The 19315-nt window shown below is 73.3% G+C and carries 17 protein-coding genes; 4 read left to right on the forward strand and 13 right to left on the reverse strand.

Going from position 1 to position 19315, the window contains the following annotated elements; all coding sequences use genetic code 11:
* Nucleotides 1–268 precede the first annotated feature (268 nt).
* Nucleotides 269–2491 (forward strand): catalase/peroxidase HPI, encoded by a 2223-nt coding sequence (gene katG, locus ABD236_RS14210; protein ID WP_344073974.1) that lies wholly within the window; start codon nt 269–271, stop codon nt 2489–2491.
* A gap of 76 nt (nt 2492–2567) precedes the next feature.
* Here the strand turns inward: katG and ABD236_RS14215 are convergent, their stop codons facing one another.
* The 5 genes from ABD236_RS14215 to ABD236_RS14235 all read right to left on the reverse strand — a co-directional run bounded on the left by ABD236_RS14215 (nt 2568) and on the right by ABD236_RS14235 (nt 8398).
* Nucleotides 2568–4013, reverse strand: a complete 1446-nt coding sequence (locus ABD236_RS14215; RefSeq protein ID WP_344073975.1) for a glyceraldehyde-3-phosphate dehydrogenase — start codon at nt 4011–4013, stop codon at nt 2568–2570.
* A 125-nt stretch (nt 4014–4138) separates the two neighbouring features.
* Entirely contained in the window at nt 4139–4849 is a 711-nt protein-coding gene (locus ABD236_RS14220) for a L,D-transpeptidase (protein ID WP_344073976.1), read from the reverse strand.
* A gap of 149 nt (nt 4850–4998) precedes the next feature.
* Complete coding sequence (locus ABD236_RS14225; RefSeq protein ID WP_344073977.1) at nt 4999–5124, reverse strand: ALQxL family class IV lanthipeptide; 126 nt, start codon at nt 5122–5124, stop codon at nt 4999–5001.
* 76 nt (nt 5125–5200) lie between these two features.
* On the reverse strand, nt 5201–8137 hold the full coding sequence (gene lanL / locus ABD236_RS14230) for a class IV lanthionine synthetase LanL (protein WP_344073978.1): 2937 nt from the start codon (nt 8135–8137) through the stop codon (nt 5201–5203).
* A gap of 69 nt (nt 8138–8206) precedes the next feature.
* Nucleotides 8207–8398 carry a hypothetical protein gene (locus tag ABD236_RS14235; protein WP_344073980.1) on the reverse strand — a complete coding sequence of 64 codons (192 nt, stop codon included), beginning with the start codon at nt 8396–8398 and terminating at the stop codon, nt 8207–8209.
* A gap of 225 nt (nt 8399–8623) precedes the next feature.
* Here ABD236_RS14235 and ABD236_RS14240 point away from each other — a divergent pair, with 225 nt between their 5' ends.
* The 3 genes from ABD236_RS14240 to ABD236_RS14250 all read left to right on the forward strand — a co-directional run bounded on the left by ABD236_RS14240 (nt 8624) and on the right by ABD236_RS14250 (nt 11510).
* Nucleotides 8624–9688 carry a hypothetical protein gene (locus tag ABD236_RS14240; RefSeq protein WP_344073981.1) on the forward strand — a complete coding sequence of 355 codons (1065 nt, stop codon included), beginning with the start codon at nt 8624–8626 and terminating at the stop codon, nt 9686–9688.
* A gap of 247 nt (nt 9689–9935) precedes the next feature.
* Complete coding sequence (locus tag ABD236_RS14245; protein WP_344073982.1) at nt 9936–11033, forward strand: mechanosensitive ion channel family protein; 1098 nt, start codon at nt 9936–9938, stop codon at nt 11031–11033.
* 96 nt (nt 11034–11129) lie between these two features.
* Complete coding sequence (locus ABD236_RS14250) at nt 11130–11510, forward strand: DUF779 domain-containing protein (RefSeq protein ID WP_344073984.1); 381 nt, start codon at nt 11130–11132, stop codon at nt 11508–11510.
* A 15-nt stretch (nt 11511–11525) separates the two neighbouring features.
* On the opposite strand, the gene ABD236_RS14255 is transcribed toward ABD236_RS14250, so the two are convergent.
* The 8 genes from ABD236_RS14255 to ABD236_RS14290 all read right to left on the reverse strand — a co-directional run bounded on the left by ABD236_RS14255 (nt 11526) and on the right by ABD236_RS14290 (nt 19312).
* The gene (locus ABD236_RS14255) at nt 11526–13085 is read right to left on the reverse strand and encodes a hypothetical protein (protein ID WP_344073985.1); all 1560 of its coding nucleotides are present in this window, start codon (nt 13083–13085) and stop codon (nt 11526–11528) included.
* A 180-nt stretch (nt 13086–13265) separates the two neighbouring features.
* Nucleotides 13266–14435, reverse strand: coding sequence for a winged helix DNA-binding domain-containing protein (locus tag ABD236_RS14260; RefSeq protein WP_344073986.1), 1170 nt, complete (start codon nt 14433–14435; stop codon nt 13266–13268).
* Complete coding sequence (locus tag ABD236_RS14265) at nt 14432–14626, reverse strand: hypothetical protein (protein WP_344073987.1); 195 nt, start codon at nt 14624–14626, stop codon at nt 14432–14434. The genes ABD236_RS14260 and ABD236_RS14265 overlap by 4 nt, the downstream gene beginning before the upstream one ends.
* A gap of 147 nt (nt 14627–14773) precedes the next feature.
* Nucleotides 14774–15640 (reverse strand): phosphatidylinositol-specific phospholipase C/glycerophosphodiester phosphodiesterase family protein, encoded by an 867-nt coding sequence (locus ABD236_RS14270; RefSeq protein WP_344073989.1) that lies wholly within the window; start codon nt 15638–15640, stop codon nt 14774–14776.
* A 236-nt stretch (nt 15641–15876) separates the two neighbouring features.
* A complete protein-coding gene (locus ABD236_RS14275; RefSeq protein WP_344073990.1) occupies nt 15877–16533 on the reverse strand; it encodes an ABC transporter ATP-binding protein in 657 nt (218 codons plus the stop codon).
* Nucleotides 16526–17437 carry an ABC transporter ATP-binding protein gene (locus tag ABD236_RS14280; protein ID WP_344074239.1) on the reverse strand — a complete coding sequence of 304 codons (912 nt, stop codon included), beginning with the start codon at nt 17435–17437 and terminating at the stop codon, nt 16526–16528. Before ABD236_RS14280 ends, ABD236_RS14275 begins: the two co-directional genes overlap by 8 nt.
* A gap of 41 nt (nt 17438–17478) precedes the next feature.
* The gene (locus tag ABD236_RS14285) at nt 17479–18354 is read right to left on the reverse strand and encodes an ABC transporter permease (RefSeq protein WP_344073991.1); all 876 of its coding nucleotides are present in this window, start codon (nt 18352–18354) and stop codon (nt 17479–17481) included.
* Nucleotides 18347–19312, reverse strand: coding sequence for an ABC transporter permease (locus tag ABD236_RS14290; protein WP_344073992.1), 966 nt, complete (start codon nt 19310–19312; stop codon nt 18347–18349). The genes ABD236_RS14285 and ABD236_RS14290 overlap by 8 nt, the downstream gene beginning before the upstream one ends.
* Between the last annotated feature and the right edge of the window lie 3 nt (nt 19313–19315).

Genomic DNA, 19315 nt, shown 5'->3' on the forward strand with positions numbered 1-19315 from the left:
ACAGCTTCTGACCGAGAACGGAATCGGTGAGCTTCTTGACCTGGACTCTGTCCATCGTAGGATCGAATCACGACGACAGCCAAGGGAGCGGACGAGTCCGGTACGGCAGTACGGCAGGAGAATGAGTCCCTCCGTCCGCCCCACCGGGCCTTGTTCCCTGCCGACGGTCCACCGTCCACCATTGATCGCGACGGGAACCTCCGCCGCAGCACCACGTTCGACCACCCGAAGTCCCCTGAGCAGTGTGATCCACCCAGGAAGGATTCCGATGTCTGAGAACCACGACGCGATCGTCACGGACCCGAAGCCGGAGGACGCGACGGGCGGCTGCCCGGTCGTACACGGTCGCGCCCCGCATCCCACGCAGGGCGGCGGAAACCGTCAGTGGTGGCCCGAGCGGCTCAATCTGAAGATCCTCGCCAAGAACCCCGCCGTGGCCAACCCGCTGGGCGAGGAGTTCGACTACGCCGAGGCGTTCAACCGTCTCGACCTGCCCGCGGTGAAGCGGGACATCGCCGAGGTCCTGACGACCTCGCAGGACTGGTGGCCCGCCGACTTCGGCAACTACGGCCCGCTGATGATCCGGATGGCCTGGCACAGCGCCGGCACCTACCGCATCAGCGACGGCCGCGGCGGCGCCGGTGCCGGTCAGCAGCGGTTCGCCCCGCTCAACAGCTGGCCGGACAACGTCAGCCTGGACAAGGCCCGCCGACTGCTGTGGCCGGTCAAGAAGAAGTACGGCCAGAGCCTGTCCTGGGCCGACCTGCTGGTCCTCACCGGCAATGTCGCCCTGGAGACCATGGGCTTCAAGACCTTCGGCTTCGGCGGCGGCCGCGCGGACGTCTGGGAGCCCGACGAGGACGTCTACTGGGGCCCCGAGACCACCTGGCTCGGCGACGAGCGCTACACGGGCGACCGCGATCTGGAGAACCCGCTCGGCGCCGTCCAGATGGGCCTCATCTACGTCAACCCCGAGGGCCCCAACGGCAACCCGGACCCGATCGCCGCGGCCCGCGACATCCGTGAGACCTTCCGCCGGATGGCGATGAACGACGAGGAGACGGTCGCGCTCATCGCGGGCGGCCACACCTTCGGCAAGACCCATGGCGCGGGCCCCTCGGAGGCCGTCGGCCCCGACCCCGAGGCCGCCCCGCTGGAGGAGCAGGGCCTGGGCTGGCGGAACACGCACGGCACCGGAAAGGGCGGCGACACGATCACCAGCGGCCTCGAGGGCATCTGGACGAACACGCCGACCACCTGGGACAACAGCTTCTTCGAGATCCTCTTCGGCTATGAGTGGGAGCTGTTCAAGAGCCCGGCGGGCGCCTACCAGTGGCGGCCCAAGGACGGCGCCGGGGCGGGCACCGTGCCCGACGCCCACGACCCGTCGAAGAGCCATGCGCCGACCATGCTCACGACCGACCTCTCGCTGCGTCTCGACCCGGTGTACGAGCCGATCTCGCGGCGCTTCAAGGACAACCCCGCCGAGTTCGCGGACGCGTTCGCGCGCGCCTGGTACAAGCTGACCCACCGCGACATGGGCCCGGTCTCGCGCTACCTCGGCCCGGAGGTCCCGTCCGAGGTCCTGCTGTGGCAGGACCCGCTGCCCGAGGTCACCCACGAGCTGGTCTCGGCCGAGGACGTCGCCTCCCTCAAGGAACGGATCCTCGCCTCCGGCCTCACCGTCTCCCAGCTCGTCTTCACCGCCTGGGCCGCCGCCTCGTCCTTCCGCGGCAGCGACAAGCGCGGCGGCGCCAACGGCGCCCGGATCCGGCTGGAGCCGCAGCGCGGCTGGGAGGCCAACGACCCGGACCGCCTCGCGGTGGTGCTGAGCACCCTGGAGGGGATCCAGCAGGAGTTCAACTCCGGCGGCAAGCAGATCTCGCTGGCCGACCTGATCGTCCTCGGCGGGTCCGCCGCCGTGGAGAAGGCCGCCAAGGACGCGGGGCTCGACCTCCAGGTCTCCTTCACCCCGGGCCGCACGGACGCCTCCCAGGAGCAGACCGACGTCGAGTCCTTCGCCGCCCTCGAGCCGACCGCGGACGGCTTCCGCAACTACCTGGGCAAGGGCAACCGCCTCCCGGCCGAGTACCTGCTGCTCGACAAGGCGAACCTGCTGACGCTGAGCGCTCCCGAGCTGACCGTCCTGGTCGGCGGTCTGCGCGTGCTGGGCGCCAACCACCAGGAGTCCTCGGCGGGCGTCTTCACCGAGACCCCCGGGGTGCTGACCAACGACTTCTTCGTCAACCTGCTCGACCTGGGCACGACGTGGAAGGCCACCTCCGACGACGCGCACGCCTTCGAGGGCCGCGACGCCAGTGGCGCGGTCAAGTGGACCGGCACCCGTGCCGACCTGGTCTTCGGCTCCAACTCGGAGCTGCGCGCCCTCGCCGAGGTGTACGCGAGCGACGACGCGAAGGAGAAGTTCGCCAAGGACTTCATCGCCGCGTGGGAGAAGGTCATGAACCTGGACCGGTTCGACCTGGTCTGACCGTCCACAGCAAGTGAAGAGGCGCCTGGCCCGGGCTTTCGCCCGCCAGGCGCCTCTTCGCTCATCTCAGGAGCGCTCAGGCCGTCGGCACCGGGTACGTCGGGTACTCGACGCCCGAGACGTGCTGGACGACCCGGATGACCTGGCACGAGTAGCCGAACTCGTTGTCGTACCAGAGGTAGAGGATCGCGTTGTCGCCGTCCACCTTGGTGGCGCCGGCGTCGACGATCGAGGCGTGGCGCGAGCCGACGAAGTCCATGGAGACGGCGTCGGGGGCGGTGGTGAAGTCGATCTGGCGCTTCAGCGGCGAGTGCAGCGAGACGTCGCGGAGGTGCTCGAGGACCTCCTCGCGGGTGGTCTCACGGCCCAGGCGCAGGCTGAGGATGGCGATCGAGACGTCCGGGACGGGGACGCGGATCGAGCTGCCGGTGATGGGCGCCTTGAGGTCGGGCAGCGCCTTCGCGACGGCGGAGGCGGCACCGGTCTCGGTGATGACCATGTTCAGCGGCGCGGAGCGGCCGCGGCGGTCCGCCTTGTGGTAGTTGTCCAGCAGGTTCTGGTCGTTGGTGAACGAGTGGACGGTCTCCACGTGGCCGCGCAGCACGCCGTACTCGTCGTCCATGGCCTTCAGCGGCGGGACGATCGCGTTGGTGGTGCAGGAGGCGCAGGACAGGATCCGCTCGTCCGGCTTGATCGTGTCGTGGTTGACGCCGTGCACGATGTTGGGCACGTCGCCCTTGCCGGGCGCGGTCAGGACGACCTTGTCGATACCGGGGCGCAGGTGCTGGGAGAGACCCTCGCGGTCGCGCCACTTGCCGGTGTTGTCGATGAGGATGGCGTCCTTGATGCCGTACGCCGTGTAGTCGACCTCGGAGGGGTCGTTGGCGTAGATCACCTTGATCGCGTTGCCGTTGGCGAAGATCGTGCTGGTCGCCTCGTCCACGGTGATCGTGCCCTGGAACTGGCCGTGGATGGAGTCACGGCGCAGCAGGGAGGCGCGCTTGACGAGGTCCGCCTCGCCGCCGCCGCGCACGACCACGGCGCGCAGCCGCAGACCGTTGCCGGAGCCGGCCTTCTCGATGAGCAGGCGCGCGACGAGCCGGCCGATGCGGCCGAACCCGTAGAGGACGACGTCGCGGCCCTCGCGGCGCTCGATCTTGTTGGCACCCGTGGCGCCGATGACGGCCTGGGCGGTGAACTCCGCGACGCTCAGACCGCGGTCGTCGGCCTGGTACTCCGCGGCGAGCATGCCGATGTCGATCTGCGAGGGACCGAGGTCGAGGGTGGTGAGGGCCTGCAGGAAGGGAAGGGTGTCGGTGACCGAGAGCTCCTCGCCGGCGATCTGCCGGGCGAAGCGGTGCGTCTTGAGGATGCTGACCACCGACTTGTTCACCAGGGAGCGGCTGTGGAGGAGGACGGTCACGTCCCGCTCCCGGTGCAGCTTCCCGATGATCGGGATCATCGACTCCGCGATCTCCTCGCGGTTCTTCCAATTGGTGAACGAGTCGTCATTGACAGTCACGAGTTTATCTTTCGAGCTAGGCGGCGCTCATATGCTAACCCGACCCCTGTTCGAACGTTCAAGGGGTGCCGCCCAAGGGTGGGAAGGTCACGCAAACGCCCTGGTCGGTGACCGCGAGTGAGCGATCAGCCCTGTGGCTTCCTCCCCCACACGTACACCGCGTCCCCCTGCTGCAAGGCGCCCCACAGGTGGTGGGCGTCCTCGTGGCGCAGATTGACACAGCCGTGGGAGCCGGGGCCCTCGTAGAGGTTGTTGTAGACGCCGTGGATGGCCTGGCCGCCGCTGAAGTACTGGCTGTACGTCATCGGCGAGTTGTACAGCGTCGACCAGTCGTCCTGCTTGCGCTGCTCGATACGGAACCACCCGGTGCGGGTGGGCAGCTCGGCCCGGCCGGACCTGACGGCGACGGGGGTGAAGACCACCTTGCCGTCCTTGGCGACCCACAGGATCTGGTGGCTCAGGTCGACGCAGGCGACCCGGCCCTCGCGCCTCGGGCAGCCGGTCAGCTTCTCGGGGTAGTTCTGGGCCCACTCCCAGTACAGGGCGGTGTACGTGATCGCTCCGGCGGATCCGTCGGCCGGCACGATCAGCTGGCTCTCCTGGTAGCGCTGGATCGCCTGGCAGTCGGCGGGCGACTGCGAGCCGTCCGCCTCCAGCCCCATCAGCTCCTCGACCTCGCGCTGGTACGGGCCGTCGGAGGTCGAGCACGTCAGCGGGGCGCCCGAGGGCGCCGGTGGGGCGACGCCGTACGCGGGCAGGGCGCCGGCGGTCAGCGCGAGGGGCACGGCGGGGAACAGCGCCCGCACTGCGCGGCGGGCTCGCGGCAACGTCCACATGGCGCTTACATGTGCACCGTCCGCCGAGCGCGTATCCGCGCCGGGCGGAACTTCACTCTCCCGCGCCGGGGCTGAGGGCCCGTCAGGGCCCGGCGGTCCGGTGCGCGGTGGAGGGGGCCGGACGAGGGCCGGCCCCCTCCACCGGTGGGTCAGCAGCCGCTGGTGTGGATGCGGCAGGCGGTGATCAGCGCGGCGGCGTGGTCCTCGCCGCCGAGGCTCTCGGTACGGACGTCCTCGGGCAGCACCTGGAGGGCGTCGATGTCGTGCTCCATCATGATGGGCTCCTTCGTTCGGGAGGTCGTGCCGGACCCGGTGGGTCCGGCTGCCGGCGGCCGGGTGGCCGCCGGACGTTCAGGGGTGGGCGCGTCCGCCCTCGGGCAGCCGCGCGCGGGGACCACGCCGGGCGGGCGGTGGCTTCGGCGCGTGTCGGCCCTCCGGCAGCCACGCGCGCGGTCCGCCGAACCGCAGGCGCAGCAGCAGCGAGAGGCTGCCGCCGAGGCCGCCGGCGTACTCGGCGAGCACCGTCCTGCGGTTCTCGTCCGGCACCAGCAGCCGGCCGTCGTGGACGACGGCCTGTGCGGCCAGGTGCTCGACCAGCAGCTCAGCGGCGGCGCGGTGATGTTCCTCGCCGGTCAACTCGGCCGCGTCGAGCAGGAACTCGGCGTTGCCCGCGAGCCCGTGGCAGGTGGAGGTCGAGTCGGTCGCCCTGCCCGCCCGTACGGCGAGGGCCGCGTCCTCCACCAGTGCGCGCAGGGCGTCGTCGTGGGCGCCGGTGGCCGACCAGAGCCGAACCAGGAAGGTGCCCACCCCGGACGAGCCGCTGCACCAGTGCCGGGCGAGGTCCGGTGAGTCGGAGAGATGACGGGCGCGGTCCACCGGCCACAGCGCACCGGCCGGCCCCGGCCGTGCGGCGGCCGCGAGGGTGGCGCCCGCCTCGACGGCCGCGCCGAGGAACCGCTCCTGCCCCGTGGCCTCGGCCGCGAGCAGCAGGAAGGTGGCGACACCGGCCACGCCGTGCGCGAAGCCGTAGTGCCAGGCTCCGGCGAGGGCGGACGCGAAGTCCTCGGGCACCGGCCAGAAGATCCCCTCGGGGGTGCGCCGGGCCGCCGCGAGCAGTCCGTCGGCGGCCCGCGTGGCACGGTCGAGGAAGCGCGGGTCCCCGGTGGCACGCCAGAAGTGCAGCTGGGCGAGGCCGGATCCGGCCGCCCCGTGGCACACGTCGGGGTTGGGCCACTCGACGGGGAGGGCCAGGGCGAGCGCGGTGGCGCGGGCGGCGAGCGCCGGGTCGTCCAGCGCCCGGGCGGCGTCCAGCAGCGCCCAGGCGGTGCCCGAGCGGCCGAAGTGCAGGCCGGGCAGGTCGCTGGGCAGGGCGTCCTGCCGGTCCGCCGTCCAGTGCGCGGCGGCGGCGAGCCCGTCGCGCAGCGCGTCCCGTGTCACGGCCGCCGAGTCCCCGAGCGCGTCCCAGTGGCGCAGCGCCCGGGCCAGTACGCCCACGCCGCCCGCCGAACCGTGCTGCACGGCCACCGGGTCGCACGTCTCGCCGAACGCCTCCGAGGCCCAGAGCCGTTCGGGGTCGCGCGGACGCATCGTGGCGAGGAGGTGGGCGACGCCGTCTCGCAGCAGGCGTACGGGTGCGGTGGCGTCCGGCCGGGGGTGCGGCGCGGCGCCGGGGGCGAGCGGGGCGGAAGCCGGACCGACGCCCAGCGCTCCCGCGGGCTCGTCGGGCGCGAGGAACCGCCGCGCCCGCTCCAGCGGCCAGCGGTCGGCGGGCTCGTCCCGCATCAGCCCCCGTATCAGGGGCGCGAAACGCCGTACCGGCGCGTTGTCGCGGGCCAGCAGCCCCACCAGGGCGGCCAGGCGCTCCTCCTCCGGCCGGGCGGTCCCGGTGCCCGGCCGGTCCGGGGCGAAGAGCGGGTCGGCGCCGCTCAGCGCGTGCAGGACGGTCGCCCCGAGGGCGTACAGGTCGACGCCCGGCGCCGACGCGGGCGCCACCTGGTCCTGGGCGCGCAGCTCGGGGGCGGTGTAGCCGGGCGTCGCGCCGAGCACCCAGAGTTCGCCCTCGCGCGCCGCCATCTCCAGGTCGATCAGCAGGAGTCGGCCGTCCGGGGTGGCCATCACGTTGTTGGGGTTGAAGTCGTGCAGGGTGACGCCCAGTTCATGGGCGGTGCCGACGAGGTCGACGAGCTGGCGGACCAGGGAGTGGGCCGTACGGTCGTCGGGGCACGCGGTGCCGTCCTGGATCAGCCGCTCGGCGACGGTCCGGCGCAGGGTCGCGCCGGGCACCGCCTCGGCGGCCAGGAACTCGCTGCCCTGCTGCTCGAACACCTCCACCAGGCGCGGGACCCGGCCCGGGCGCAGGCTCCCGAAGCGGTCGAGCAACGCCGCCTCGCGGCGCAGCAGATCGCGGACGTCCAGCCCCTCGAGGCCCGCCCCGACATGGGGCCGCGCCTGTTTGACGACGACCTGGGCACCGGTCCTGGTGTCCTCGGCCCGGAACACCCCGCCCTTGTTGGAGTGCTGGATCGCGCCGCGTACGAGATAGCGGTCGTTCAGCAGGACCGGCTTGGCTGTGGCCTTGCTGCGCGCGGGGGCCGCCGGGCGGTCGGGGAAGGGGTCGCCCGCCCAGCTCGGCGGGCTGAACCAGGCGTTCCGCTCGTCCGCGACCGGCTGGCCATCGGGGTCGGTGAGCCGGGCGGCGAAGCAGCCGTCGGGGGTCAGGACGGGAGCGGCGGAGAACACCCCGTACCGGTAGTACACCTGGCTGCCGGGCAGATAGCGCCGGTCGGAGAGGACGGCCGGCCCCGGCAGCCCGGCCGTGGCCAGGTGCAACTCCTCGGCGAGCAGCCGGAACTGGTCGTCGTCGGCCGGATAGACGGTCAGGAACTTGCCGCCGCCGCCCCGCTCGTACCGCCCGGAGACCAGGGCCGCGACGCGGGCGGGGCTGCCCGCGAACTTGAAGGCGGCCCGGTGGGCGACGAGCACCTCGGCGGAGCGGGCCAGGGTCACGGGGGCGGAGAGCGGCGTGGCCGAGACGTGCAGCTTCCAGCCCTGGGCGCGGCGGGCGGCCCCGGCGGGGACCACATGGCACCAGAAGTCGCCCTGCGTGACGCTCCAGTCGGGCTCCGCGCTCCGCTCGGCCGCCCCACCGCGCTCGGGCGCGGACCGGGCGATGGCGGCGTGGACCAGATCGGGCAGGAGCGCCAGGTCCGCCGGACCTTCGGCGCGGGCCCGCCGGGGGCCCGGGAGGGCCGGGGACGCGGCGGGCGGCGGCGCGGACAGGGGTGACACGCTGTTCGACCTCGCAGTTCACGGGTGGCGGCGGGGCACGCCCCGCCGGGGCGGCTGCACCGAGGGGATCTACTGCTCGGGCCGGATGTAGTCGTCGCCCCAGCTGGTGTCGAGGATGTCCGCCGCGACCGTCCTGGTCGCCGTGCTCCCACCGCCGCGCCCCGCGGCCGCCGCCCCTGGCCCGCCGCCCGCCGAGGTGACGCACGCGCCACCCACCACCAGGACCGTCAGGACGAGAAGACAGCGGACTGCTCTGGGCATGGCACGGCTCCAGGGTCGGGAGGTCATGAACGGGCAACTCCGTTCCTCGTGGGGCCTACGGAGGCACGCGTTCACACAGACATGAGGACCGGAATGTCGGCCTGGCGGGGTTTGCCCGGCCGGACACCCGAAGTCCATCCCGGCGAGCCCTGTTGGTCCAGCGCTTTGACCTGGCAATAGCCTGCATGGCACGGAAGTAGTACGGCCGCATTGCGGGGGAAACACATGACTATCGGGGCAAACTTGGACGGCCTGCCGCAGCTGGACGCGAGGGCCGTCGCGGTCTTCGAGTACGTGCTGTCACAGGGCAGCCTCAAGGGCTGGCCGCCCGCCGCGCCCTCGGCCCTCGGGCTGACCCAGCAGGAGGTCGAGGCCGCCTGCCGGACCCTGCTGCTGCTCCGGCTGCTGCGCCCCGCTCCCGGCAGACCCGAGGAGCTCATAGCCGTCAGCCCCGACGCCGCCGCCGCGGAGGTGGTGGGGCCACTGGAGGCCCGACTCGCCCGGGACGCGGCACACGCCCAGTCCGTACGCGACGACCTGCACTCCCTGATGCCCGCCTACCGCTCCACCCGCCGTCGGCGCGGCCACCGGGAGGGCATCGACCTGCTGCCCGACCTGTCGGCCGCGTCCGCGATGCTCACCGAGGCCGCGGCGGACTGCCGCGAGGAGGTCTTCAGCATCCAGCCGGGTGGCGGCCGCGCACCCCACCGCCTCGGGGACGCCATCGACCGGGATCTGGCGATGCTCCGCCGGGGCATCCGGATGCGCACGCTCTACCAGCACTCGGCGCGCTCCAGCCTCTCCACCCAGGGATATGTGGAGACGCTCGCCGAGGCCGGCGCCGAGTACCGCACCGCCGCCGAACTGCCCGACCGGGCCGTGGTGTTCGACCGGGCCGTGGCCTTCCTCCCCCGGCGCGCGGACGGCGGTTCGGGCGAGGGCGCGGTGCTCGTCCGGGACCCCGATGTGGTCGCCTACCTCTGCCGGGTGTTCGAGCAGCACTGGTCGGGGGCCACCCCGTTCCTGGGCACCAGCGAGGCCGCGTACAAGGAGGTCGGGCCCAGTCTGCGGCGGGCGCTGGTGGGTCTGCTCGCCGAGGGCGCCAAGGACGAGGTGATCGCCCGGCGCATGGGCATGTCGCTGCGCACCTGCCGCCGCCACATCGCGGAGCTGCTGGAGGAGCTGGGCGCCGAGAGCCGTTTCCAGGGCGGTGTGCTGGCCGAACGCGCCGGGCTGAGCGCGCCCGAGGAGCCGGTGGCCCGGGAGCTGGACGAGACCCTGCGCGGGTAGCGGGCCGGTGGTCGGCGTCACCCCGGCCCACCTGCGGGGCCGCTGTGCCCATGGGGCAGGATGGCAGCCCGTTCGGCGCGCGCGTCCGCGGCCCCGAACGACGCTTCACGCACGACGAACTGACAGGTGACAAGATGGCGACACTTCACATAGGACGGCCGGTGTCGGCCCTCGCGCTCGGCCCGGCGCCCGGCCTTCGCCCAGCCCTTTCTCCCTGCCCGGCCCGACGCGGCTCGGAGGGCGTCCGTTGACCCGGGGCCTCGTGCTGCACGACTGGGTGGTCGCCGGGATCGCGCTGGCCGCCGGGCTCGTCGCCGCAGTGCTGCTGCGCGCGCTGCTGCGGTGGCTGGGCAGGCACGCGCTGAGGACGAAGTGGAAAGGCGACGACATCATCGTCGACGCGCTGCGCACGGTCGCTCCCGGGGCCGCCGTCATCGCGGGCGCCGCCGCCGCGGCCTCGGCGCTGCCGCTCACCACCCGTATCGCGGCGATCGTCAACCACTCGCTGACCGCCCTGCTCATCCTCATCACCACGCTCACCACGGCCCGGGTGATCGCGGAGCTGGTGCGGTCCCTGGCGCAGTCGCGGACCGGGGTGGCCGGGTCGGCCACCATCTTCGTCAACATCACCCGTGTCGTGGTGGTGGCGATGGGCTCGCTGGTCGCCCTGGACACCCTGGGCATCTCCATCGCCCCGCTGCTCACCGCCCTCGGCGTGGGCGGCCTCGCGGTGGCTCTGGCGCTCCAGGACACCCTCGCCAACCTCTTCGCCGGGGTGCACATCCTCGCCTCCAAGACCGTGCAGCCCGGTGACTACATGCGGCTCAGCAGCGGCGAGGAGGGGTATGTCGTCGACATCAACTGGCGCAACACCGTGGTGCGCAACCTGTCGAACAACCTGGTCATCATCCCCAACGCCCGCCTCGCGCGGACGAACATGACCAACTTCAGCCGCCCCGAGCAGGAGCTGTCGATCCTCGTGCAGGTGGGGGTGGGGTACGACAGCGACCTGGAACACGTCGAGCGGGTCACCCTCGACGTCATCGACAGCGTGATGGTCGACGTCACCGGCGCGCTCCCCCACCACGAGGCGGCCATCCGCTTCCACACCTTCGGCGACTCCCGGATCAACTTCACGGTGATCCTGGGCGTGGGCGAGTTCAGCGACCAGTACCGGATCAAGCACGAGTTCATCAAGCGCCTGCACAAGCGCTACCGCGCGGAGGGCATCTCCATCCCGGCCCCCGCCCGGACGGTCTCGCTCCAGCACGACGACCCGCTCACCTCCACCGTGCTTCCGCTCCCGCACCCGCGCGAGGCCCCCGAGGCCGCACGACAGCCCTAGGGCCTGTCCGACGGGTCCGCAACGTGGCCGCAACCCCGCCCGTGCTTGGTTGGCGGGGCCGGGGCACGACACGCAGACCGAAGGGCCGTGATCCTCATGTCCGCAGGGAACGCGGGAGACCCGCACGACGGCGGCCACGCGCGCGTGGAGCTGACGCCCGCGGCCGCCGAACTGCTGCGGCGGCTGCGGGCGGCCCACGGGCCCCTGATGTTCCACCAGTCGGGCGGCTGCTGCGACGGCAGCGCGCCCATGTGCTACCCGGACGGCGAGTTCCGTACGGGAGGCTCGGACGTCCTGCTCGAACGCCTCGCCGTCGACGGGGTCGAGGAGCCCGTCCCGTTCTGGATGTCGGCGAGTCAGCACGAGGTCTGGCAGCACACCCGGCTCATCGTCGACGTCGTCGAGGGGCGCGGCAGCGGCTTCTCGCTGGAGGCCCCGGAGGGGGTCCGCTTCCTCATACGCTCCCGGCTGATCTGACTACCCCTCCCCCTGTCAGTCCCGGTCGCGCACGGCGACGATCCCGTTGAAGACTCCCACGTAGGCCGTGCCGTCCGGTCCGATCGTCACCGGCGCCCAGTTGTTGTCGTACGCGGGCCCGGTCCCGGTCAGCCGCTTCCAGCGCACCGCGCCGGTACGGAAGTCGACAGCGGTCAGATACCAGGCGTCGATGCCCAGGGCGTTGGGCTCCTTCTCGTAGAAATAAAGCAACCCGTTCGCCGTGGAGAGCTTGGGGACGGTCGAGGGGGAGCGCACCGCGCTCTCCCACACCGTGTCGCAGCCGCTGCCGTCCGGGCGGACGTCGATCCGGGTCACGCCGCCGGTGACACTCCTGCCGAAGGTCAGCGAGGTGACGTTCTCGTAGCCGTAGTTGTTCTCGACGACGATGCTGTTGCCCCAGGTGATCAGGGAGTTGTCGGTGGTGGAGCGGCCGGCGGCGAACACCGGCACCTTGCAGACCAGCCGCCGGTCGTCCGGGACGCCCGCCCCGCGCCGGTACACCACCACGTTCATCCGGTCGTCGGCGTTGTCGGTGATGGCCACATAGCCGTCGCCGAAGAGGTCCGGGGTGGTGCCCGAGCCCTGGTTGACCGAGCCGGGCTTGGTGCCGGTGCCCCGGTCGTACGTCTGGCGCCACCGCACCACCGGAGTGCCGTCCGCGCTCGCGCCGAAGCTGTACAGGGCGTGGTCGGAGACGATGGAGACGCCGTCCTCGGCCACCGAGAAGGAGTTCTGGATCTCCTCCCCCGCCAGCTCCACCGAGCGGATCCGGCCGGTGCCGGGGTCCACCGTGCCGACCCGGCCCAGCCGCGTCACCCACCAGATGCGGCCCTGCCAGTCCGGCATGACGGAGGTGACCGGGTCGCAGACGCCGCTGGGGAAGAGGTTGGTCCAGCTGACGCAGTCGTGCGGGACGACGCCGGTCAGGTCCCAGTCGTCCACGACGGCGAAGTGCCAGGCGCCGTCCGGCGCCTGCTCGTGGGCGATGCGCAGGATGTGGTGGCGGGAGTCGGCGAGGACGACGCGGTCCTCGTTGTCGAGGTAGAAGTAGGCCCCGCCCGAGGTGTCCTTGAAGATCTTCGAGAAGTCGAGCCGGGTGAGGGCCTCCACGGTGGAGGAGCGCTGCGGCAGCTGGTACTCCGCGAGGGTGGCGAGCGTGCGCGGTTCGAGGAGCTTGAGCCTGAAGCCCTGGAAGGTGCCGCAGACGGTGATCAGCCGGCCGGCCGCGTCGAACGTCGTCGTGGCGCACTCACCGCCGAGGGCCGCGATCTGCTCGCTGGTGACCTGCGGGTCGCGCCCCAGCGGTCCCGCGTACGGGTGGGTGCCGCTGCCCCAGGCGTCGCCGTGCATCCCGCTGCGCCCGTTGGGGGCCAGGAACGGATGCTGGGCGGGGGCCGGCCCCGGGACCGGCCGGGCAGGGGCCGGGGCTCCCTCGTACTGGCTGACCAGGCGGTGGCCGGGCGCCCTGGGTATCTCGGCGGCCCCGGCGGTGGCGGCCGGTGCGGCCAGGGCCAGGGTCAGGGCCAGTGCGCGGGCGAGCGTCCTGCGGGACATACGGCTCCTCTGCGTGCCTGCGTCCGCACGCCTGAATGCCCGCGTACGCACGTCGGTTGTCGCGCCGACGGCCGACGCTAGAGCCGCGATCTTGAAGTGTCCATGGCGGTAGAGGCGGCTTCACGGGCACTTCATGATCGTGCAACGATCGCAGCCGGGGCGCGCCCTGGGCCGCCCGCGCTACGCGGAGAGCCGCCGCTCCAGCGGGGTGCGGAAGCTCGGCCGGACGCGTACGTCGCCGAAGTACTCCGTCAGCCGCCCCGCCTCGGCCTCGATGGCACGGCGGGCGTCGGCGCCCACGTCCGCGAACACATGGGTGACCACCTCGCCGTCCGGGCGCTGCGCCCAGCCCCCGGCGATCCGGCCGTTCCACCACACCGAGGGGCCGATGTTGCCGGTCTTGTCGAAGAGTTCGGCCTTGTGGCCGGTGTCCAGATACCAGTCGCGGTGGCGCCAGCCCATCGGGGTCGGGTCCAGGGCCGGGAGCAGCGCGACCCAGGGCTCGGGCGTCGGCGGCTCCTCCAACTGGTGGGGCAGGGCGTGGCCGGGCCCCTCGTCCAGGTCGACGTCGACGGCTTCGGTCCCGGCCAGCGCCTTGCGGGTGTCGGTCAGGGTCCAGCCGGTCCACCACTTCACGTCCTCGGTGGTGGCGGGCCCGAAGGCGTCCAGATAGCGGGCGGCGAGTTCGGCCCTGGCCTCGTCGGCGGCGAGCTCGGGGTGCGGCTCGGCGACCGTCCAGCGGAACTGGCTCGACGCCCAGCTGCCGAGCGGGCGGCCGCGCCGGATGCGGCCCTCGGCGGCCAGCACACCGAGGAAGCGGCTGGTGATGCGGGGCCGCGCCTCGTACGGCTTGCCCGCGGCCTGGACGATCTGCGCCTTGAGGTCGGGGACGTCGTCGGCGAGTTGGGCGGCCGTCGCCTCGCCGCGCGCCGCGAGGGCCGCGAGCACCGCCTCCTGGGTGGCGGCGAACCAGGCGGCGTCGTGGCCGAGTTGTTCGCCGATCACCTTCGCCAGACCCGCGCGCTCACGGACGGCGACGGCTCGGGCGGCCGCCGCGTCGGCCACCGGGGCGAACTCCGTGGGCAGCACGAACATCGTGCGGCGCATACAGAGCATCCGGACCAGTGAGTGGTCCTCGTACAGCGCGCGTTCGAGCTCCGCCGCCGAGGCGTCGGCGGTACGGGCGGCGACCGACAGGAAGACCGTGGCCGGGTCGGTGGCGTGCAGCGCCACCAGCCGGCGGGCGACCTCCTCGGGGGTGCCCGCGCGAGTGGCGGGGGTGAGGAGGTGGCGGGGGCCGAGGCGGGCGCGCCGCGCCTCGGCCGTGATCTTCCGGCGGGCCGCTGTCATGGCCTGAGGCTACCGACCACGCTCGCGGTGGCGTTCAGCCCGTCCTGGATCGTGGGCGCCATGCTCGTACCGGCGAGGAAGAAGCCGAGCAGCACACAGACCATCGCGTGCGAGGCCTTGAGCCCGCCGCTGCGGAGGAAGATCACCGCCAGCACCATGAGCAACAGCACCACCGAGATCGAAATGGCCATGGCCAACCTCCTCCACCGCGCCGGAATTGCGGCATTCGGCGGCCAGTGTGGCGGAGGAGGCGGGCCGGTCGGGCGTATGGCGTGTCCGCCGTACGGGTGTTGTCGGCCGGGTGACGTCCGTGACGGGCGGGTGTGCCGTCGCGGGGACTAATCGCCGTGGGCGCGCAGGAAGGCCTCCAGGCCCGCGAGGTCGTCGGTGTTGAGGTAGTCGACGTCGGCGGCGAGCAGTTCGCGCCACAGCGCCTCCCGCTCGGGCCCGGCCAGGTCCGGGGTCGCCCAGAACCGTACGCGCTGGCGGTGCGCGTGGGCCCGGGCCACGATCGAACGCAGCTTCTGGCGCTCGGCGTCCGGGAAGGGCCCGGCGCCCAGCCAGCTGAAGCTCTGCGTCCAGTTGCTGCTGATCAGGGGGATGAAGGCGCCGGTGGCGGCCGTGCCGAGGTCGTCGAGGCGGCCGTCGTAGAAGGCGTGGCGCACCTGCTGCGCCTCCATGGGCGCACGGGCGGCGCGGTCGCCGGAGATGACGGGGGTGACGGCGCCCGTCCGCACACGGCCGTACGCGTAGCCGCTGAGCATCCGGCGGTACGGGCGCAACCGCCGGTCGAGTTCGAGGTAGGCGGCGGCGCCGTCGGCCTTGATGTCGATCAGGAGCTGTACGGGGTGGTGGTAGCCCCGGTAGACCGCGCCGTGGTTGGCGTGGACGAGGGCCCGCAGCGGGTCGAGGTAGAGCCTTTCGAGGGTGCGGGCCGGGTCGAGGTCGGCCGGGTCGTGGGCCACCAGGAGCCGGCCGTCGACCAGGTAGATGTCGGCCTCGACGCTGGTGAACCCGTGCCCGAGGGCGTCGAAGAGGGGGTGCGGGTGCTCGTAGTCGTTGTGCGCGTGGGTGCGGCGCAGCGGTCTGGGCCCGGCGGGGCGGGCGCCGGGGCGCTCGGCCGCGGTGGCGGCGGGCGCGATGGCGGCGCAGGCGGCGGCCGCGGCGAGGGCGGCGACGGCGTTGCGGCGGGTCGGTCGAGCCATGGGGTGCTCCCGGGGCGGGGGACGGGCGGACGCGACCGAGTATGCGGGCCCGCCCACGCGGACCGGCAGGCTGCTTCGCGGAGTTGGCCGGTACTTCGCCGGCCGGTCACCCGGTGTCGGGTCGCCGCGCGCGGCGGGCACCGGCCGTCGCAGGCACGTATCGCCACGGCTCTCCCCGGCGTGCCCCGGCCGGCCGGGAGCGGAGGGGCCCACGGGAAGCGTGGGGCGCAGGCACGTTACTGCGACAGCGCGTCCCACTCGGCCGCCCGGTCGCACCACCGCGACAGCAGCGCCCGGTCGTGGCCCACCGCGAGCAGGGACGCGGACGTCTGGGTGCGGTAGCGCTCGACCACCGCCACCAGGGCTGCCGTCGTGGAGGCGTCCAGCATCGCCGTCATCTCGTCGCAGACCAGCAGCCGGGGCCGCAGCACCAGGGCGCGGGCCAGGCAGGCGCGTTGCAGCTGGCCGTCGCTGACCTCGTGGGGGCGGCGGTTGAGCAGGTCGCCGCCGAGGCCGACGAGGTCGGCGAGTTCGTCGACGCGCTCGCGGGCCTCGATGCGGCGGCCGGTGGCGCGCAGCGGCTCGGCGACGATGTCGCGCAGCCGCAGCCGGGGGTCGGCGGAGAGCCGGGGCGACTGGAAGACGACGCCGACGGCGGTGCGCCGCGCGCGCGGCGCGCGGTGGCGCCACTCGGTGACGAGGGCGCCGTCGAGGGTGACCGTGCCGTCGTCCGGCCGGTGCAGCAGCGCCGCGACCCGGGCCAGGGTGGACTTGCCGCAGCCGCTGGGGCCGAGCAGGCCGACCGCCTCGCCGGGGGCCACGGCCAGGCTCACCCGACGGACGACGGGGCGCCCGCGCTCGTACCCGGCGGTGATGTTCTTCAGGTCAAGCACGGCCGGGCTCCTCCAGGTGGTGACAGGCGACCTGGCCGTCGAACGGCGGCAGGGTGCCGCACTGGCCGGTGGCCCGTTCGCAGCGGGGAGCGAACGCGCAGCCCTCCGGCAGGTCGCCCAGTTCGGGCGGCATCCCGGGGATGGGTGCGAACGCCCGCTCCGGAAGCGCGTCGAGCAGGCCCCGAGCATACGGGTGGCGGGGTCCCTCCCCGCCGAAATACGAGGTGGCGTCGGCGAGTTCGACGACGCGCCCGGCGTACATCACGGCCACCCGGTCGGCGATCCGCTCGGCCGCCGCCAGATCGTGGGTGATCATCAGCAGCGCGCGGCCGTCGTCGGCGGTGCGGCGCAGCTCGTCGGCCGTGCGGTCCACCAGGTCGCGGTCGAGGCCGGTCGTCGGCTCGTCCGCGAGCAGCAGCGGCGCGTCCCCGACGAGCGCGAGCGCGGTGGCCGCGCGCTGGGCGAGGCCGCCGGACAGCTCGTGCGGATAGCGGTCGAGGTGCCCGGGCGGGAAGGCGGCCCGGGCGGCGGCCGCCTCGGTCGCGGCGCGCAGTTCGCGCCGGGGGGTGCGGGTGAGCTCGCGCAGGGTCTCGGCGAGCTGCGCCCGTACGGTCCGCACCGGGGTGAGGTGGGCGGCCGGGCTCTGCGGTACGAGACCGATGCGGCGCCCCCGTACCGTACGGGCCAGGGTGCGTTCGTCGGCGGCGAGCAGGTCGACGGGGTCGCCGCCGGCGTGCAGCACGGCGCTGCCCGCCGTCTGGGCGTTGCCCGGCAGCAGGCCGAGGAGCGCGGAGGCGAGGACGGACTTGCCGCAGCCGCTCTCGCCGACCAGGGCCAGGCACTCCCCCGCCGCCAGGTCGAAGGAGACCCCGGTGACGGCGGCGATGGGGCGCCCGCCGCGCATCCGGAAGCGCACGGACAGATCGCGCACCGACAGGACCGTGGTCACAGCATCAGCTCCGATCGGCGGCGCGGGTCGAGGCGTTCGCGCCAGGCTCCGGCCAGGCCCGCGACGGCGAGGGTCGGGACGATGAGCAGCAGCCCGGGGAAGAGCGTCGGCCACCAGTGCCCGGCGAGCAGCGAGCCGCGGGCGGACTGGACGAGGTTGCCGAGGCTGGCCTGGTGGCTGGGCAGGCCCAGGCCCAGGAAGGAGAGCGCGGACTCGTGCCACATGGCGTGCGGCACCATCAGCACCGCCGCGAGCCCGGCGCGCGGCAGCACGGCCGGCAGCAGATGGCGCAGGGCCACCCGCAGCCGGGAGGAGCCGCCGGAGACCGCCGCGTCGATATAGGGGCGGGAGCGCAGCGAGAGCACCTCGGCGCGCACGATCCGGGCCGTGGACAGCCAGTGCGTGACCGCGACCGAGGCGATCACCGGCCATACGCCGGGGCGGAACATCGCGACCACGAAGATGCCGAGGAGCAGATGGGGCACCGAGGAGAACACGTCCACGAGCCGCATCACCAGCCGGTCCGTCCAGCCGCCCAGCGCGGCGGCCGCGGCGCCCACCACCGTGCCGACGACGGTGGCGGTGAGCGCGGCCACGACCCCGACGAGCAGGGAGACGCGCAGGCCGTAGACACAGCGCAGCAGCAGGTCGCGGCCGACGTCGTCGGTGCCGAACGGGTGCTCCCAGGACGGCGGCAGGAGCTTGTGCGAGAGGTCGACGGCCTGCTGGTCGAGCTGGGCCAGCGGCGGTACGAGCAGGACGGCGAGGACGGCCGCCGCCAGGATCACGGCGCAGGCGCGCACCCGCAGGGTGCGGGTGGAGCGGCGGGTGCGCCCGTGCGAACGCCACACGGTGTCCAACGGGTCAGCCATCGAAGCCCACTCTCGGGTCGGCGATGCCGTAGAGCAGGTCGGACAGCAGGTTGCCGAGCAGCACGGCGGCGGTGGCGAGCACGGTCAGCGCGGCGAGCAGCGGGAAGTCCACCGAGGTCGCGGCCTGCACGGTGGCGGCGGCGATGCCCGGCCAGCTGAAGACGGTCTCGACGAGCAGCGCGCCGGTGATGAGTTCGGGCACCCGCGAGCCGACGAGGGTGAGCATCGGCAGCATGCCCGAGCGCAGGGCGTGGCCGAGCAGGACGGTCCGCTCGCTCAGCCCCCGCGCGCGGGCCCCGCGTACCGGGTCCTCCTCCAGGGCGTCGCCGACGCCCTGGCGTACGTACAGGTAGAACCAGGGCAGTTGGGAGACGCCGAGGACGGCGGCTGGCAGCACGAGGTGGCTCGCCACCTGGCCGAAGGTGACGGTGTCGCTCGCCGTGTCGGTCAGTCCTCCGGCGGGCAGCACGTCGAGCTCGAGCGCGAAGAGCCAGATCGCCAGCAGCCCGAGCCAGAAGGCGGGCGCGGCTTCCAGGGTGTACGCGAGCGAGCTGACGCACCGGTCGAGCCAGCCGCCCGGGCGGCGGGCGGCGAACACGCCGAGGCCGGTGCCGAGGACGACGGCGATGAGGAAGGCGGTGGCGGCGAGCAGCACCGACCAGCCGAGCCGTTCGCCGATGACGTCGGCGACGGGCTGGCGCAGGACGCTGGAGTCGCCGAGGTCGCCGGTGAGGGCGGCGGTCAGCCAGTCCCACCAGCGGGTGACCAGGGGCTGGTCGACGCCGAGGTTGGCGCGCAGCTGGTCGAGGTCGTCCTGCGAGGCGGTCAGGCCCGCGGTGCCCGCGTACGCCTTGACCGGGTCGAAGGGGGAGGCCGCGGCCACGGCGAAGACGCCGAAGGTCACCACGAGCAGGACGGGGGCGGCGAACAGGGTCCGCCGCCCCGCCATCCGTGCCATCGG

The organism is Streptomyces crystallinus, from assembly GCF_039521265.1.
GTDB lineage: Bacteria > Actinomycetota > Actinomycetes > Streptomycetales > Streptomycetaceae > Streptomyces > Streptomyces crystallinus.